Source organism: Facklamia miroungae, assembly GCF_012396555.1.
Taxonomy (GTDB): Bacteria; Bacillota; Bacilli; order Lactobacillales; family Aerococcaceae; genus Facklamia; species Facklamia miroungae.
Map to the genome: position 1 here is coordinate 47,247 of NZ_JAAXPS010000007.1, position 17,665 is coordinate 64,911.

Genomic DNA, 17,665 nt, shown 5'->3' on the forward strand with positions numbered 1-17,665 from the left:
AGAAAAGGAGATATAAATATATGGCATTCCAATTTAAATTACCAGCTTTAGGCGAAGGGATTATGGAAGGTGAAATTGTCTCATGGGCTGTAAAAGAAGGCGACACCATCAAAGAAGACGATACGCTTGTTGAGATTCAAAATGATAAGTCTGTCGAAGAATTACCTTCTCCAGTAGCTGGAACAATCAAAAAAATTCATGTTGAAGCAGGACAAATTGCTCAATTAGGTCAAGTTATTGTTGAAATTGATGCACCTGGATACGAAAAGGAAACAGCTCCAGAAGTTGAGGAAACTCCTGCTGAACCGGCTGAACAAAAATCAGTTACTAAATCAAATACGGCCGGAGCTTCTAACGGATCATTCTTTAAATTCAAGTTACCAGCTTTAGGAGAGGGAATTATGGAAGGAGAAATCGTTTCTTGGTCTGTTAAAGAAGGTGACACTATTAAAGAAGATGACACTTTAGTCGAAGTTCAAAATGATAAATCGGTTGAGGAATTACCTTCACCAGTAACAGGGACAATTAAAAAAATCCATGTTCAAGCAGGCCAACTTGCTCAGTTAGGACAAGTGCTTGTGGAAATCGATTCCCCAGAACATAATGGCCAAGAAGAAGAGACAGGTTCTGCAGAAGAACAAGGAGAAGCAATTGCTAATTCGTATGACGATGCTGCTGCTCCCGCAGAAAAGAATCCTTCAATTGAAACCTCTGTAGTTGAAAATGCACCTCAGGTTAATGGCTTATCGGATGAAGAAGCTACTAATCGTCGTGTATTAGCAATGCCTTCTGTTCGTAAACTTGCTCGTGATAAAGGAATTGATATCACGCGTGTGCCAGGCTCAGGTAAAAATGGCCGAATAACAGCTGAGGATATTCAAAACTTTAATCCAAATGCTCAAGTATCTACAAGTTCTGAAAGTGATAATCAAGCTGCTCCAGCGGAAAAATCACCTATTTCATCTGAAACTACTTCACCAATTGTGCATGCGAGTGAACCTAAAGCCTTTAGCTCTAGCCAAACAGAACGTGAAGAAAGAGTAGCTTTATCTGGAACTCGTAATGCTATTGCTAAAGCGATGGTTGAATCGAAACATACTGCGCCTCATGTGACCTTATTTGATGAAGTTGAAGTTTCTAAACTTTGGGAACATCGTAAGAAATACAAAGCCATTGCGACGGAAAAAGACGTTAAACTAACCTTTTTACCATATGTTGTTAAGGCATTAATCGCAGCTGCCAAGAAGTATCCAGTAATAAATGCTTCAATTGATGATGTTTCTAGTGAAATTGTTTACAAAAACTATTATAATGTAGGTATTGCGACTGATACAGATCGTGGACTATACGTTCCAAACATTAAAGAAGCTAATACTAAAAATATGTTCCAAATCGCTAGTGAGATTGTTGAGCTGTCAAATAAAGCTCACGAAGGTTCATTACCTATGTCAGAAATGACAGAAGGAACGATTACTATTTCAAATATTGGTTCAGCTGGGGGTAAATGGTTCAGCCCAATCATTAATCATCCTGAAGTAGCAATTTTAGGCTTCGGTTCCATTGTTCAACAACCAGTTGTCAATGAAGCAGGCGAATTAGCTGTGGGACGTGTATGTAAGTTATCACTAAGCTTTGACCACCGTATTGTTGATGGAGCAACTGCACAGCGTGCGCTTAATGAAGTGAAACGCTTCCTAGCAGACCCTGAACTATTATTAATGGAAGGATAGTGATTAAATGGTAGTTGGAGATTTCGCAATGGAGTTAGATACAGTCGTTATTGGAGCTGGACCCGGAGGGTACGTAGCTGCAATTCGTGCTGCTCAGTTAGGCCAAAAAGTGGCTATTATAGAAAAAGAATACTTTGGAGGCGTTTGTTTAAACGTTGGTTGTATTCCTTCAAAAGCTTTAATCCAAGCAGGTCACGTATATCACCAATCAAAACATGGTGAAACATTTGGTATTTCTACTTCAAATGTAGAGATTGACTGGAAGAAAACTCAAGATTGGAAGCAAAATGAAGTCGTAGCTAAAATGACTTCTGGAGTTGAAATGCTTCTTAAGAAGAATAAAGTTGAGATTATCAAAGGGGAAGCATTCTTCTCTGATAAAGATACACTTCGTGTTGTCAACGGTGAAGAAGCTCAAACATATATTTTCAAAAATGCAATTGTAGCAACTGGATCACGTCCAATTCAAATTCCAGGATTTGAATTTAAAGGCCGTGTGATTGATTCGACTGGTGGATTAAACTTACCTGAAATTCCTAAAGATTTAGTTGTTATTGGTGGAGGAATTATTGGGACAGAGTTAGGTGGCGTATATGCTAACTTAGGAACAAAAGTTACTATTTTAGAAGGCTCTAAACAATTCATCCCTTCTTTTGAGAAAGATATGACACGCCTTGTTGAAAAAGACCTTAAAGCTCTAGGCGCTGAAATTGTAACGAATGCTATGGCTAAAAAGGCTGAAGAAAAAGGCGACCGCGTGGTGGTTACTTATGAACGCAAAGGTAAAGAAGTTCAAGTTGAAGCAGATTACGTTATGGTTACTGTTGGACGTCGTCCAAACACTGATAACTGCGGTTTAGAACAAGCGGGTGTTGAATTAGATGAGCGTGGATTGGTTAAAGTTGATAACCAAGGACGTACTTCAAATCCTAATATTTTTGCCATTGGTGATATTGTTCCAGGTGCAATGTTAGCCCATAAAGCTTCATTTGAAGCAAAAGTTGCTGCATCAGCAATTTCTGGTGGTAAAGATATTGTAGATTATAAAGCTATGCCGTCTGTATGTTATTCAGATACTGAATTAGCTTCAGCAGGGCACACTAAGGACTCGGCTAAAGAAGCGGGTATTGAAGTGAACGTAATCAAATTCCCATTTGGAGGAAACGGTCGTGCAGTAGCCTTAGATCACTATAATGGTTTTGTGCGTCTAGTTACAAGAAAAGAAGATGATGTTATTATTGGTGCACAAGTGGCAGGTCCAAGTGCATCCGATGTATTAGCTGAAATCACTCTCGCAATTGAAGCGGGTATGAATGCAGAAGATATTGCTTTAACCGTTCATGCTCACCCAACTTTAAGTGAAGCAACAATGGATGCAGCTGAAGCAGCTCTTGGTATGCCGATTCATATGTAATACCCTTATAACCCTTGATAGATGTTGATCTATCAAGGGTTATTTTTTTATTCAAAAACATTTTCAAAAGGAGTATTTTTATGTATAATAAATAGTAATATTTACTATTTATAGAAAGGTACTCTTATGAATTTTACTAATACTTTAACTAAAGAAGAGAGAAAATTAAGGCTGGAAATAATAAATATGATTTGCAAAAATCCTGATCGAAGACTGTTTAGAGAGCCAAAATACCAACCTTTAATTGATAAAAAGGTAATGGTGTTAGAAGAGGATGAAGTGGTAACCCTCTATCCTCTATCCTTAAAGAAGACCAATAAAAAAGTATATACTCAAAAGAGTGACAAACCAGTACATGCAATGTGTGCAATCGATGCTCTCGGGCTATATCACACAATAGAATCCCAAATTATGATTGAAGGAGAAGATGAATTCACGGGCGAAAAAATAAAATTAGAAATGAATAATGATAAAATAATTAATCATAATAAGCAAACCGTTTTTATTTTATATAAAAATGTATGTAAGAAGAAAGATTGCAATAAAGAATGTTGTCCTTTTATTCATTTTTTTGTAAGTGAAGATAATATCGTTCGATACTTGAATAAAAACTGTCTTAAATGTTCTTTCCAAATTTTAGATTTAGACGAGGCCAACGCCGTAGCACAAAGGCTATTCATTAGTAATTAAAAGTGTTTTTACTTTCATGTATAATTTGGAGAGCTAAAATGCAATTTTTAACCCCCTGTTAAATAAACAGGGGGTTTTTTATTTTTCGAATAAATTATAATTTAAATGCTAATTGTAATTCTATTTTGCGGTAAACGTTACAATATTTTCTGACGGCATCGATTTGAACTGTCGATAAATGAAATAGATGGCGAGAACAAAAGCCATCCCATGAGCTAGAGGGGCTGCTAGAGGAACTTGTTCCACCCCATAGGTATGCCCTAAAAAGAGAATCAGAGGGAGCAGGAAGATGATTTGTTTACTGAGCGCTAAAAATGCGCTCTTAAAGCCATAACCGATGGCTGAAAGAAAATTTGCCATTCCAATATGTAACCCTGTAATAACCGTCATAAATAAGAAAACACGTAGGTAGTGAACCGAATAAGTAAAATATAATTCATCACCATTACCAAAAATACTTATTAAGGGGCGGGTTAAGGTCTGGAATATAATAAACATTATCAACGAAAAAACAGCTAATACTTTCATTTCTAATTTGAAGGTCTCCCTCACCCGCAGATAATTCTTCGCTCCATAATTGACACTTAATATAGGTTGCGCACCTTGTACAATTCCGATCACAACTCCTATGAACAAGGTATTAATCTTAATGGTAATACCAGCAGCTGCAATTGGGATATCTGCTCCATAGATAGAGCTAGCTCCGACAAACTTCAAAGTATTATTGAGTACAATTTGAACAATAGTATTTGATAATTGAAAGACCAACGCGTTAATGCCTAATTTAAAGATTTGCCAAAGTTCTTTCAATTGAATAGTAATTTCGCTAAAGGAAAGGTCTACTTGTTTAAATCGAGGTAAATAGGCAAGTATAAAAAGTCCGGAGGCTATTTGACCAATGATGGTTGCCCAAGCAGCTCCACGAATGCCCCAATTAAAGACAAAGATAAAAAGGGGATCTAATACCATGTTAATCGCTGCTCCTATGAGAATACTTGTCATAGAATACTTTGCACTACCGTCTGCTCTAACGAGGTTTGCCCCGCCAATGCCCAGCATAAAAAAAGGAATGCCTAAGGCAATGATTTGCACATATTGAACGGACAGAGGATAAACTTTTTCAGTAGCTCCAAAAAATGCCATCAGTGGCCCCGCTTGCCAAAAGACTATAAGAGCTAGAGTAAATCCTGATAAAAGTAAAAATCCAAAAGCAGTACCAAGGGTATTTCGGGCAGTTGTGTAGTCTTTTCGACCGATAGTTAAATTAAAATTAGCAGCGGCTCCGATTCCTGTGAGCAGTCCTATCGCTAAGCATACAGTTGTGATCGGAAAAGCGATATTGGTTGCCGCATTCCCCAAATAACCGACTCCTTGTCCAATAAAGATTTGATCGACTATATTATAAAGGGAGTTGGCAAGGTTGGCGATAATACTGGGAATCGCAAATTGTCTGAGTAGCTTTGCGACGGGTTCAGTTTCAAGAGGGTTATGCTTGTAGAGAGTTTTAATCGATTGGTTAGTTTGTGTCACAAAGTTTCTTCCTTTCCTATCGAATTATAAGCAAGTTGTAGGATCGATTCTTCAGTATACCATAAAACATCCTAGAGGTAAATTAAAAGGATGGATCATAAATAAGTTGCGAAATTTAGTTAATGATTATTTTGATTTAAAGTAATTGGGTCTAACAAATAAGAGGATGCCACAAAAGTTTTGGAGATTGTGAAAAATAAAAAAGACGATTATTAACAGTTGCAAGAGGCCGTCATCCAAACCTGCGATTTTTTGACTAGATCCACTAGGAATTACCCTAGTGGATCTTCTTTTATCTTGGAAGTATATAGTCGGAATTCCTTTATTAACAATCTTTTTAATTTCTGATCATTTTTTAGCACTAGCGATTGAATGAAGAGTAATTGAGACGGACATCACAGCCTCTTTATAATTTAGGTTCTTCCTAGCGAAAGACTAGTTATGTCGTAAAGAGTCAATTAGTAATGAACGGATCATGGGAGGAGATTGCTCACATAATGACACATTAAACATAAAAAAGTTGATTAATCAAGTATTCATATAAATAACTGACATACCCTCAATTGAATGTTGATATACAATTTAAAAGTGTGATATTGAATGATTGTTGAGATTTGGAACAATTAAAAATGAAATTTATATTTGTTGGACGCTTACTAATGTGGCAAATATTACAAATAGCCTTGGTCTTATCTTGGAAGCAAAAGGCGGAATAATCAAGTTTTCGTCTATGATAATGCAGGGTTAGCTTCTTACGCTTTTATCAAAACAAACTTTGGTGAAAAAAGTTTCATTTAATATAGGATTTTAAAATTTTATCAAGTTTTACATAGCATTTTTTGATGATTAATCAGCTTGGGCGGGATGAGTCCTGCTTTTTAAAAATGAGGGGTGCATATGAAGCGGATTTTCATTATTCTATCAAATCTATTGGTGGGTCTCTTTTTGGTATGGGTGGTTAACATTTGGGGAGATACTTATGTTTCATATTATTATCCAAATGTTTCGGTATTTGATGCTGCTTCTGAGGCTGATTTTGAGAAGGTGGCAGAACATTTAACCTTATTGGCACAAGAAATAGATAGTCTCATTTCCATTCAGCACCAAGAACCTGGAGCAGACGGAAAGCCCGTCTTTTCATATACCACTTTTGGAACTGGAAAATTACCAGAAGGTCTCACTGAAAAATCAAGGGAAGCAGCTAAAACGAGTAGTGTACTGACTAACTATTTTATCTTTAAGGGAAATTTAGATCTAGATCTATTAAAAACATCATTAAAGGATACAAGATTGACTAGACTCTCTCCAGCTATTCCTTCTGGGGTCACCGTTCTAGCCTCCATATTTAGTAATGGCTTTCAACTCATCGGCTTATTGATTTTCTTTTTAACCTTTGGAGCCAATAAGGTTTATGCCTTGATTGGTTCAAGTGGGAGTGGTAAATCAACGCTTATGAATAGGATGGGGAAACTTGAAAGTTATGATGGAACGATTTCCTTTCGGAATAAGGAGTTGAGCAAGTATAAATCGAGTGATTTTTTCCGTCAGGAGTTGGGGTATTTGTTTCAAAATTTTGGTCTCATAGAAAGTCAGACGATTGAAGAAAACTTAAAACTCTGTCTAATTGGTCAAAAAATTAGTAAAACTGAGCAACACAAGAAGGAAAAAGAAGCTTTAATGCGTGTTGGTCTCTCTTATTTAAGTCTCAATAAGAAAAATTTTGAATTATCAGGAGGAGAATCACAGCGTGTTGCTTTAGCTAAGGTTATTCTTAAAAACTCTCCTCTTATCTTAGCGGATGAACCTACTGCATCCGTTGACCCTGAGACAGCTAAAGCGATTATGGATATTTTGCTCTCCTTGAGAGATGAGAATAGACTCATTATCCTTGCTACGCATAATCCATCTATTTGGACAATGGCTGATGAGATTGTTTCCATGGATCGATTGGGAATGGCAATAAGTTCTCATTAATTTTGGGGAAGAATAATATAACGATTAGTGAATTAGTTTGAATAGTTAGCTCTTTGTCAACTATAGAGGGTAGGGCAAAGCTAAGTGCTAGAGAAGACCAAATGTTACTGATGTGACCCCCAAAAGTTAGAGATAAAAACTAACTTTTGGGGGTCACATCATACTTGGTCTTTAAAAAAATAGCAGATTTAGTAAAAAGTGCGATGAAATTCTTCAATCGAGAAGCTAGCAGTAGAACAGATATAGATTAAGTTGCAATCGGCCACACGTAAGAATTATCCGACACTGCTAGCTTTGTGAGGCAAATGGTTGTGTGAGATAAAAGTGCATTGGCAATAAATAAGTACTCACTTAAAAAGAAGTAGATCGATGCTATTAATTTGCCTGACATGATTTGTACCAGAATTATTGGCAATCGGTGATTACCATAGGTTAATCTTATCGCATAATAGTAAAAATTTCATAATCACATAATTATTTCAAATAGTTCATATTCATTACAGAGAAGAATTCATTTGGCTTTCGCGGTAGAAACATTAAAGAAGTGACTGTTCGTATTAATGTTTCTGATGCAACACATTCAAATCCACTACTTGATCAACCATTTGCCAAACTAAAGGATCATGGGTGGCAATGATGATAACACGATTATCATTGTTGAGAGAGAGGAGTTTTTTCATGATAGCCTTAGCGTTTTCAATGTCAATCGATGCAGTCGGTTCGTCTGCAAGGATGAGAGGCGGGTCTTTTAAGATTACCTTAGCAAGTGCGACTCGTTGGGCTTCTCCACCCGACAACTCGAAAACCTTGCGATCTAACTTTAAATAATTTAAGCCCACTTGGTCCAAGATTTCATGCATTCGAGTCTTTTTGTCCTGTTTACTTAGCTTCTTTCCGATCAGACCTAAATCTAGATTGGTTTCAACGGTTTCATTCTCGATTAAGCCAAAATTTTGGAAGAGGTAACCTAAATAATCACGAAAGAAGACTAAGTCTTTAATCGATTTGAGATCTTGGCCTTGGAATAGGATCTGTCCTTGATCATAAACTTCTAGATGGGCAATTATATTCAATAATGTGGTTTTCCCCGACCCGCTTTGACCGGTTAGGGCATAGGATTTGCCAGCTTCAAAGTTCAAATTCAAGTCAGCAAATAGGGGACGTTGGCCGAAATTTTTATGAAGATTAGTTACTTGAATCATGCTAGGCTCCTTTCAAGAGGGTTAAAGACTGGCGGTTTTCTTTTTTCACTTGGAATACTAGGGATAATAAAGCTATCAACAAAAAGATGATTATATTGATTAAAACACTAACTTTATGCTTAGCTAATATCATTGATAAACCAAAAGCGATTATAAAAATCATTAATTGCAATGCAAGATAAACTTGATGATTTTGCCAGAAGTTTAATCCTGAGATTCTCTTTATTAAAATATCACGACGGAACTGGTTAAAATAAACTTGATTCATACAAATGAAAAGTAATAATGAGGATAAACATGCGAAAAAGGAAGCAAACAAATGAGTGACTAAATTAGTTTTATAATTAGTCATTTTCTCCAAGTATGTTTGTCTTGAATTAACTAAATAAGATATTTTAGAATATAAATCATATTTTTTTAAAAGACTAATTGTTTCATCATAACCTGTATACTTAATGTTTTTAGCGGCATTAATCATCCAATGCATATATGAAGGCAAAGTGCTACCGGTAGATTCAGGTGACATTACAACAATAATTGGCTGAGATAGATACTGTTGATTTGAAACAGTCTCTTTTGAAAAATTCTCTGTATTGTACAAGAACACGGAATTCAAACGATCAGAAAAAAAAGTAATCGGCTTTACATCATATAATATTTTAGAATCGTTTTCGACTCCTTCACGACTGAACGTTGTTAAATAATCCATAAAGTAATTTTCAATTTGATTTTTTGAATCTTGAAGTTCTCTTGGAATAATAAGACCAAATTCTCCTAGACTTAAATGATTAAATCTTTCAATTCTTTCTTCAGATAAATCAAATTTTTCTCTCTTGACATAATTCGGACTTACAAAAATTACTTTATTAAATAGGTTAGCATCTTGAATTGGAGCAGGATCAGAAAATTCATTTACTTCCAAACCATTATTTTGTACTTTTATAAAGAAAGCATCCTGTTCATTTAATGCTTCTTGGGTAAAAGAATACCATTTTTTGAAGGATTGTTTGTTATGTTTAGAAGAATTCATCAACGGCGCTAGCCCAAATTTAATATCAAATAACTCAGCATTACCTTCCCATTTATTAGAAGCTTTCCGGAGAGTATGTAGTGAATCCGCAAGGGTTAAAGATTGATCGATCGTATAGCCTAAAATAAATACAGAAAACACTTGACCGAATAGCATGAAAATTAGCAGAAAACGATAAGGTAATTTTCCTTTTATAATTGAAAAAAGCCTGTATTGATCAGTATAGATATAAAGTATTAGACTCAAACAAAGATTTAAAAACAAAATGATGCTATTAAAGATTAGTAAAGAATAAAATGTTATGCTAAAAAGATACCAAGTTGAATGTTCTATTATTTTTAGCAAAAGGCCTGAAAGACAGGTTGTAATAAATATCATAATGATAACATAGCGTATATCATGATAGATCAATTGGTGATAGATTTTCTTTGTAGTTGCACCTGAAATTCTTTTAATGGCTATTTCTTTTGCTTTTTTTATAATTTGTATTAAAGTCAGTGAAAAATAAGTTAACAGCAGAATTGCTAGCGTGATGATGACAGAGGAATGTAAGTACAAATTCTTTGCATTTTGAAAAGAACTAGTCGCAGGAATAACGATTGCATTAGCTCCATATTCTTCAAAATATTCCTTTAGTGTGGATAGAGATGATGCCCCTTCAAAAACTAAATAACTCGCTGCTAAATCACTATTTTGAATACTTTCATTATTTGCTTTAATTATTTCATGGGGCAATTCTTTATTACCGTATAGTGCATAAGTAAATTTTGTCTGACCAGATTTATTAGGTTCTACTATTCTTCGACCTATGAGAATTCCATGTTGTAATGCAAAATCCTGTAATTCTGACTCAAATTTAGCACGCTGAATATTTTGATCAAAATTTATGATTTGAACCCCTGGATACTGAGAAAAAGTAAATATCTCAGAAGAAAAATTTATAACATTTATCACCAGTAGTAACATGATTAAATTTGATAAGGTAATATATATTTTTTTCACAGGATACCTTCCTCTCTAAAACAATAACTCATTAACCTATAAGTAATGATAGAACTAAGTGATAGATACCCATCGCTTAGTTCTATCAAGCTAATAATTAATAAGCTTCCGCCCAAAAGTCAACTCTTTCTCCAACTGAGGTATTAATAAAGGCTTTTGAAGGTACTGATGCTACAGCTTCATCATAGTCGCTGTTTCCATTTTTTAGACTCGCAACAGAGGAAGCGTGATATCGAGTGGGATGAAAATAATTTGAAAAAGCTCCCCAATTATTAAAACTGTGGTTTGCACCTGTGGCCCAAGTGCCACCTTTATATGATATCCCAGCGTTAACAACAGTCAGTGGTAATAAAAGTAATACACTTGAAGCTAAGATAGTTTTTGTAATCTTTTTCATTCTAATTCTCCTTATCTTTTTCTCTAGAATCCTCTACTAACAAAATATCAATATATATTTCTTAATATTTAAAGAGCATACTTAGGGATAAATCATAGTGAGACAAATGAACAGATACTTTCAATGATCTGTAGTCTAGATATAGCATAAATAAATGTTATCAATTCTTCTTTTTTCATCCAAACAGATAAAAAGCTTCTTACCACCATCAGTGAGCCTAGGAAATATTAATAATTCATTAATAATATTTTATCAAATTTCCAAATTACGGTCTACCCCCCTTTTTTATTAAATTATTCTTACTAAATTGACTTTAATAGCTGAGCTTATAACAAATAACTCCCCTTTTTAGCAATTCTAAAAATAGGCTGTCCATCGGAAAAGTATGGCTCAGCGCTCAGAATAGTCTGAAAAGGGAAAGAGATTTTACAAAATTTATTTCAAACGGAGTATTATGTCTCTCTGACATATCAAGAAACAGATAAATAAATTTAATATAAAAATACACGTTGCAAACAGAACAGTATCTCATTAATACTTAATATTTGGTGGTTTCAAAACATCGAATTTGAGCAGATTTTGAGTTCAGAAATATTCGATCACTTATACCGATGTTTTGATTTGTTGCTATGTAAAATGATCTTTTAAATAACTTGTTAGATTTTTGCCTCTTAAAATCGGTATCCTAGCATCAAAAAATGTTGTCAATATCTCTGTCGGATTTCATCCGCTTCAGCTGAATCAAAATATGGCATGTATATAATTGTTTAACCTTATTTAAAGAATGATTAAACATATCAAATAAGTAGCATTCAAAGGTTAATGGATAAATTTAGAGCTAGTTCTGCATCAGGACAAATTTCTTCGTAATAAACCAGCAGGATCATTTAGAAAGAATCTATCAAATAATGATTGGCAATACTAATGATGATAAGGACAAATGACGAACACCTATCGAAGTTCTTGAGCATTTTAATCAGCAGTCGCATTTAATTTACCCTAAGCAAAATTTTAAAGAACTATTGGAGTCAACGATCTCATTCCTTTCACTAGAAAAGTAGATCTTCACTATTTTTTAAGGTCTTTTTTTTGACTTTAAATATTTTTATATGCCAACTTGGGTCAGCTTTTTTGATGGAAGATAGCTTCTAGTTTTTTAGAAAACGTTTTATATTCGAAATACTTTTTAATTTATGGACAAATGCGTTATATTAGTTATAACCGAAATGAATTTGTTGGAGGTGCAATAAGATGTCTAATTATTCCTATCCATTGAATGAAGATTGGTCGAGTCAAGAAATTGCGATTGTTGTTGAATTTTTAGCAGCTGTTGAATCCGCCTATGAAACAGGAATTAAAGTAGAACGGATTAAAGATAAGTATCGAGCATTTAAAGAAATTGTCAATTCGATAAGTGAAGAAAAACAAATTGATCGTGAATTTCAAACTGTTTCGGGATACTCTATCTATCGATGTATGCAAAAAGCTAAAACATTGAAAGAATCTCAAACTTTAAAAATGCCTTAGGAGGTTAATATGGATTTTCAGTTACATCAGCGTGTTATATCTTGGTTAAAAACAGCTGGGGACTCATTGATCGCTTCGTTGAATACCAATTTAATGGTTGAAGAAAAAACCAACGCTAGTGATTTAGTTACACGGATGGATAAAGAAGTTGAAGCGTATTTAACCCAACAAATTAATACTCACTATCCGGATCATCGGGTGTTAGGCGAAGAAGGAAAGGGTCACTCCATCGAAGATACTCGAGGAGTTATATGGATTATTGATCCTATTGACGGCACTTTAAACTTTGTTAAGCAAGGCCGTTTCTTCGGCATCATGATTGGCATTTATGCAGATGGCCAGCCATTAGCGGGTTACATCTATGATGTGATGCAAACAGATCTTTATTATGGGATCGTAGGACAAGGTGCCTATTTAAATGATCGTCCTCTGCAACCATTAAAGATTAATTCCCTAGCGGAATCACTGATGGTGACAAACGCCCACATTTTAGTTGGAAACCAATTCAATAGTCAAGCCTTGTTAGGTGCTTCCTTAGGATCTAGGTCTTATGGCTGTGCGGCTTATGAAATGATTTCCGTTATTAGAGGGGAATCAGCTTTATATTTAGCAAGTAGACTGATGCCGTGGGATTTTGCAGCGGGGGTGGCTATTTTAGAATCTTTAGGATTTAAATATAGTCAACCTGATGGAAAAGCTCTAAATCTTTTAACAGCTAATCCCGGTATCTTTTGCAACGCTGCAGTTTATGAGGAAGTATTACAGATAATCAATTTGAAATAAAATTAGGAGAATTTAATGAAAATAAGAAATGATATAAGAAATATTGCAATTATTGCCCACGTCGACCATGGTAAAACAACCTTGGTGAATGAATTGCTTAAGCAATCAGATACTTTAGATGCAAGGGCTCAAATCGATGACCGAGCTATGGATCGAAATGATATAGAACGTGAACGTGGTATCACTATTTTAGCCAAAAATACTGCAGTTAATTATAAAGGAACACGGATCAATATCATGGATACGCCTGGACACGCAGACTTCGGTGGTGAAGTAGAACGAATTATGAAAATGGTTGATGGCGTTATCTTGGTAGTAGATGCTTATGAAGGCACCATGCCTCAAACACGCTTTGTGTTGAAGAAAGCCTTAGAAGAAGGTAAGACTCCTTTAGTGGTTGTTAATAAAATTGATAAGCCATCGGCTCGTCCGGAGGTGGTTGTTGATGAAGTGCTTAACCTATTGATTGAGTTAGGCGCAGATGATGATCAATTAGAGTTCCCAGTTGTCTATGCTTCAGCTATTAATGGAACTTCTTCGCTTTCGAGTGATTTGCAAGACCAAGAAAACACCATGGATCCAATTTTTGAATCAGTAATTGAACATATTCCTGCACCAATTGATAATTCAGATGAACCTTTGCAATGTCAAGTAACCATGCTAGATTACAATGACTTTGTCGGTAGAATTGGAATTGGTCGTGTTTTCCGTGGCAAGATTAAAGTTGGTGATGCAGTAACAGTTATTAAGATTGATGGCTCTAAGAAGAATTTCCGGGTTACAAAATTATATGGTTTCCTTGGTTTAGACCGAATTGAAATTAAAGAAGCAATGGCGGGCGACTTAATTGCAATTTCTGGTATGGATGATATTTATGTGGGAGAAACCATTGCTTCAGTTGATAATCCGGAGGCCATGCCTTTACTTCATATCGATGAGCCTACGCTAGAAATGAATTTCTTAACAAATAATTCTCCATTCGCTGGTCGTGAAGGAAAATACGTGACGGCCCGTAATTTGGAAGACCGCTTGATGCAAGAATTGCATACAGACGTTTCTTTAAATGTTACGTCAACAGACTCGCCAGACACTTTCAAGGTGGCTGGACGTGGGGAGTTACATTTATCGATCTTAATTGAGAATATGCGTCGTCAAGGCTATGAATTCCAAGTATCTCGACCACAAGTTATTATTAGAGAAATTGATGGCGTCAAATCAGAACCATTTGAGCGTTTACAAATTGATACCCCTGAAGAATATATGGGTGGCATCATTGAAGCAATTAGTAATCGTCGTGGTGAGATGGCTGACATGGTACACTCTGGTAATGGACAAATTCGTTTAGTCTTCTCTGTACCAGCACGTGGTTTAATTGGTTTTTCAACTGAATTTATGTCCTTAACGAGGGGTTATGGAATCATGAACCATACCTATGATGAATACCGTCCCGTAATCAATGTTGAATTAGGTCAAAGACGTAACGGAACGTTAGTATCGATTGACAGTGGTCAAGCGACAACATACTCCATTATGAATCTAGAAGATCGTGGAAGTATTTTTGTAGAGCCTGGAACTGAAGTCTATCAAGGAATGATTGTAGGCGAACATAATCGTGAAAATGACTTAACAGTTAATATCACAAAGGCTAAGCAATTGACAAACGTGCGTTCTGCAAACAAAGATCAAACGGCTGTCATTAAATCAACTAAGAAAATGACTTTAGAAGAAGCTATTCAATTTATGGCGGATGATGAATATTGTGAAATAACACCAATGTCAATCCGACTACGTAAACGCATACTAGACAAATCAACTCGTGAAAAAGCGAAAAAAAATAAAAAATAAAACGAATAGTATAGTTTGTGAAATAACGGGTAAGCATATTTCTTTGTCTACTATTTTCCCCGTGATAAGATGTAATTAACAATGAAATTAGGGGGAATAAATATGACGTTTGAATTACCAGATTTACCGTATGCATATGACCATTTAGAACCAGCCATTGATCAGAAAACAATGGAGATTCATCATACGAAGCACCACAAGGGATATGTTGATAAACTAAACGCTGCGATTGAAGGAACAGAGTATGCTGAGCAATCGATTGAAGAAATAATTAAGCATTTAAAATCGCTTCCTGAAAATATTCAAACAGCTGTACGTAATAATGGTGGAGGCCACTATAATCACTCATTGTTCTGGGAATCACTTCAAGCACCAAAAGAAGAAAATAAGCCTTCTGGTGATCTAGCTAAAAAGATTGAAGAAGATTTTGGTTCATTCGAAAAATTCCAGGAAGATTTCACAAAAGTAGCAACGGGTCAGTTCGGATCTGGATGGGGCTGGTTAGTAAAAGAGGGTGGCAAACTTAAAGTTTTAGGCACACCTAACCAAGATAATCCTTTAACAGATGGTTTAACACCATTACTTGGCTTGGATGTTTGGGAACATGCTTATTACTTAAATTATCAAAACAGACGTCCAGATTATGTTAAAGCTTTCTGGTCAATTATTAATTGGGATAAAGTTGCAGAACGCTTCTCAGCATAAAGACTAGTTTCAATAAGGACATAAGCCTTTTCTCAAACAAATCTTATAGTTTTCACTTACTTTCAAAGCCTTAGGCAGAAGAAAAGTAAGTGATTTTTTAATTTTGGCTGTAATCACCTATGCATAAGTGCTTTTTGATAAATACCCAGTGAGCGCCCTTTATGCTATAATGTTTTTAGCGAATAAGAGAGGAATATTTATGGAAAATAAAGTTTATCATTTAGCTCCTTTCCAAGATGAATCAGAACCGGGAACGAAAAAAAGGGGGAGCTTCATAAGTTCTATCAAAAATAATTTTCAATTATATAGTAAAGGCGATAAAATTTTAATGATAATTGTTTTTGCACTTCTACTCGTATCTTTACTGGCTGTTTTTTCTTCGACAATGTCCCAAGATCCTTTGGGTATGCTAAAAAAACAAGGTATTTCAATCTTGCTTGGTTTTTGTCTGGTTCTGTTCATAAGAATAATTCCGAATGGATGGTTTACTAATATTTTTTTAATTAACTCTTTAAATTTTTTGACGATGGTGTTAATTTTTTATGCTACTTTTTTCGGACAAGAAGGAGGAGGAGCTTCCTCTTGGATCAATCTTGCTGGTTTTAATTTTCAACCTTCAGAGTTATTTAAAGTCGCTATGGTAATCACCTGTAGCCGCTTAATTATCCATTTTAGAAGAACCTATCTTATAGCCTTAGAAAAATCTTCTTTTTGGTATGTAATCCTTCCCTTTGTTTTAATGGTCATATCTGGAGCCCTTATTTTTAAACAGCCAGACATCGGAACAACAGCACTCATTATCTTTTGTGCTTATTCTCTATTTATGATGTTCTATTTCGATAAGAAAAAAAATATCATTTCTTTAATGGGCTTTATACTGTTTGCCGTCGCCCTCTATCTTTTTTCAAAATATTTTGCAGATGACTTGATTGATTCGGGTAGACACATTTTTGAGCGGCTAGGCTCTTTTATCAACCCCTTTAACTATCAGCATGGGATTGGGTACCAGGTTATTCAATCCTATAAAGCGATTGCAAATGGAGGATTATTGGGTGTGGGATTAGGCCAAGGAGTTGTTAAAGAAATGCTACCAGCTGCTCATACAGACTTTATTTTATCAGTCATAGCTGAAGAAACAGGTTTGTTGGGTGCATCAGTTGTAATCATTTTATTACTTGGATTGGGCTTCTATTTATTACAACTAGCGAGTCGAATGACCAAGCTTTTTCACCGTATTTGTATTACAGGTTTCGCCATCCTATTATTTGTGCAGACATTTGTAAATATAGGGGGGTTAACGAGTTTAATTCCATTGACAGGAGTCACTCTTCCTTTTGTATCTTATGGTGGGACGAGTATGATGGTTAATTTATTAATGATAGGGATTATTCAAAAATTTGTGAGTGAGGAAGCTCGAATGCAAGAAAAAAGAAGTTTTGAGACTTCCAAAATGAAAGGTGGACTTCAATGACATTTGAACCAGTGAAACGAAAATCAATCATTGTTTGGTTATATACGCTTAAACAATGGAAACAATTAAGAAAATATGGCAGTGTTCATCATATTAGTGAACGCTTAAAATATGCAATAATGTATGTTAACGATTCTCAATTGGATGAGACGCTCTCTTCCTTACGAAAGCTGAATTTCGTTCGTGAAGTAGAATTGTCTTATCGAGATGATATTGACATGACCTTTAAAGATGCAATAGCTGATCGTATCGATCCAGATCTTAAGCCAGACAAAGAAGAAGAAGAAGTATCATTTGATGAGTTCTTTAAAGATCTTGCTCATGAAATCGATCCTAAAGAAGCAAAAGAGAAGAAGTAGGTGGAT

General features: G+C 35.3%; 14 protein-coding genes. 10 read left to right on the plus strand and 4 right to left on the minus strand.

Annotated elements, in window-relative coordinates; all coding sequences use genetic code 11:
* The first annotated feature begins 20 nt into the window (after positions 1 to 20).
* The 3 genes from HF969_RS07375 to merB all read left to right on the plus strand — a co-directional run bounded on the left by HF969_RS07375 (position 21) and on the right by merB (position 3,834).
* Complete coding sequence (locus HF969_RS07375; RefSeq protein WP_090290212.1) at positions 21 to 1,730, plus strand: dihydrolipoyllysine-residue acetyltransferase; 1,710 nt, start codon at positions 21 to 23, stop codon at positions 1,728 to 1,730.
* Between the two features lie 7 nt (positions 1,731 to 1,737).
* A complete protein-coding gene (lpdA, locus tag HF969_RS07380) occupies positions 1,738 to 3,144 on the plus strand; it encodes a dihydrolipoyl dehydrogenase (RefSeq protein WP_090290213.1) in 1,407 nt (468 codons plus the stop codon).
* 126 nt (positions 3,145 to 3,270) lie between these two features.
* The gene (merB, locus tag HF969_RS07385; RefSeq protein WP_090290214.1) at positions 3,271 to 3,834 is read left to right on the plus strand and encodes an organomercurial lyase; all 564 of its coding nucleotides are present in this window, start codon (positions 3,271 to 3,273) and stop codon (positions 3,832 to 3,834) included.
* Between the two features lie 120 nt (positions 3,835 to 3,954).
* On the opposite strand, the gene HF969_RS10065 is transcribed toward merB, so the two are convergent.
* On the minus strand, positions 3,955 to 5,364 hold the full coding sequence (locus HF969_RS10065; RefSeq protein WP_168427184.1) for an MATE family efflux transporter: 1,410 nt from the start codon (positions 5,362 to 5,364) through the stop codon (positions 3,955 to 3,957).
* Positions 5,365 to 6,705: 1,341 nt separating this feature from the next.
* Between HF969_RS10065 and HF969_RS07400 the strand changes: the two genes are divergently transcribed.
* Complete coding sequence (locus tag HF969_RS07400; protein ID WP_090290245.1) at positions 6,706 to 7,338, plus strand: ATP-binding cassette domain-containing protein; 633 nt, start codon at positions 6,706 to 6,708, stop codon at positions 7,336 to 7,338.
* A 557-nt stretch (positions 7,339 to 7,895) separates the two neighbouring features.
* Here the strand turns inward: HF969_RS07400 and HF969_RS07405 are convergent.
* The 3 genes from HF969_RS07405 to HF969_RS07415 form a co-directional block, all read right to left on the minus strand.
* A complete protein-coding gene (locus tag HF969_RS07405) occupies positions 7,896 to 8,540 on the minus strand; it encodes an ABC transporter ATP-binding protein (protein WP_090290215.1) in 645 nt (214 codons plus the stop codon).
* 1 nt (position 8,541) lies between these two features.
* Positions 8,542 to 10,572, minus strand: a complete 2,031-nt coding sequence (locus tag HF969_RS07410; protein ID WP_090290216.1) for a DUF1430 domain-containing protein — start codon at positions 10,570 to 10,572, stop codon at positions 8,542 to 8,544.
* Between the two features lie 97 nt (positions 10,573 to 10,669).
* Complete coding sequence (locus HF969_RS07415; RefSeq protein WP_090290217.1) at positions 10,670 to 10,969, minus strand: lactococcin 972 family bacteriocin; 300 nt, start codon at positions 10,967 to 10,969, stop codon at positions 10,670 to 10,672.
* A 1,251-nt stretch (positions 10,970 to 12,220) separates the two neighbouring features.
* Between HF969_RS07415 and HF969_RS07420 the strand changes: the two genes are divergently transcribed.
* From HF969_RS07420 to HF969_RS07445, 6 genes are all read left to right on the plus strand, one after another.
* Complete coding sequence (locus HF969_RS07420; protein WP_090290218.1) at positions 12,221 to 12,496, plus strand: UPF0223 family protein; 276 nt, start codon at positions 12,221 to 12,223, stop codon at positions 12,494 to 12,496.
* A 9-nt stretch (positions 12,497 to 12,505) separates the two neighbouring features.
* Positions 12,506 to 13,279, plus strand: coding sequence for an inositol monophosphatase family protein (locus HF969_RS07425; RefSeq protein ID WP_090290219.1), 774 nt, complete (start codon positions 12,506 to 12,508; stop codon positions 13,277 to 13,279).
* Positions 13,280 to 13,294: 15 nt separating this feature from the next.
* Positions 13,295 to 15,124 carry a translational GTPase TypA gene (gene typA, locus HF969_RS07430; RefSeq protein WP_090290220.1) on the plus strand — a complete coding sequence of 610 codons (1,830 nt, stop codon included), beginning with the start codon at positions 13,295 to 13,297 and terminating at the stop codon, positions 15,122 to 15,124.
* Between the two features lie 102 nt (positions 15,125 to 15,226).
* Positions 15,227 to 15,829, plus strand: a complete 603-nt coding sequence (locus HF969_RS07435) for a superoxide dismutase (RefSeq protein WP_090290221.1) — start codon at positions 15,227 to 15,229, stop codon at positions 15,827 to 15,829.
* Positions 15,830 to 16,028: 199 nt separating this feature from the next.
* The gene (locus HF969_RS07440) at positions 16,029 to 17,300 is read left to right on the plus strand and encodes an FtsW/RodA/SpoVE family cell cycle protein (protein WP_168427185.1); all 1,272 of its coding nucleotides are present in this window, start codon (positions 16,029 to 16,031) and stop codon (positions 17,298 to 17,300) included.
* Positions 17,297 to 17,659, plus strand: a complete 363-nt coding sequence (locus HF969_RS07445) for a YlbG family protein (protein ID WP_090290223.1) — start codon at positions 17,297 to 17,299, stop codon at positions 17,657 to 17,659. Before HF969_RS07440 ends, HF969_RS07445 begins: the two co-directional genes overlap by 4 nt.
* Positions 17,660 to 17,665: the final 6 nt, after the last annotated feature.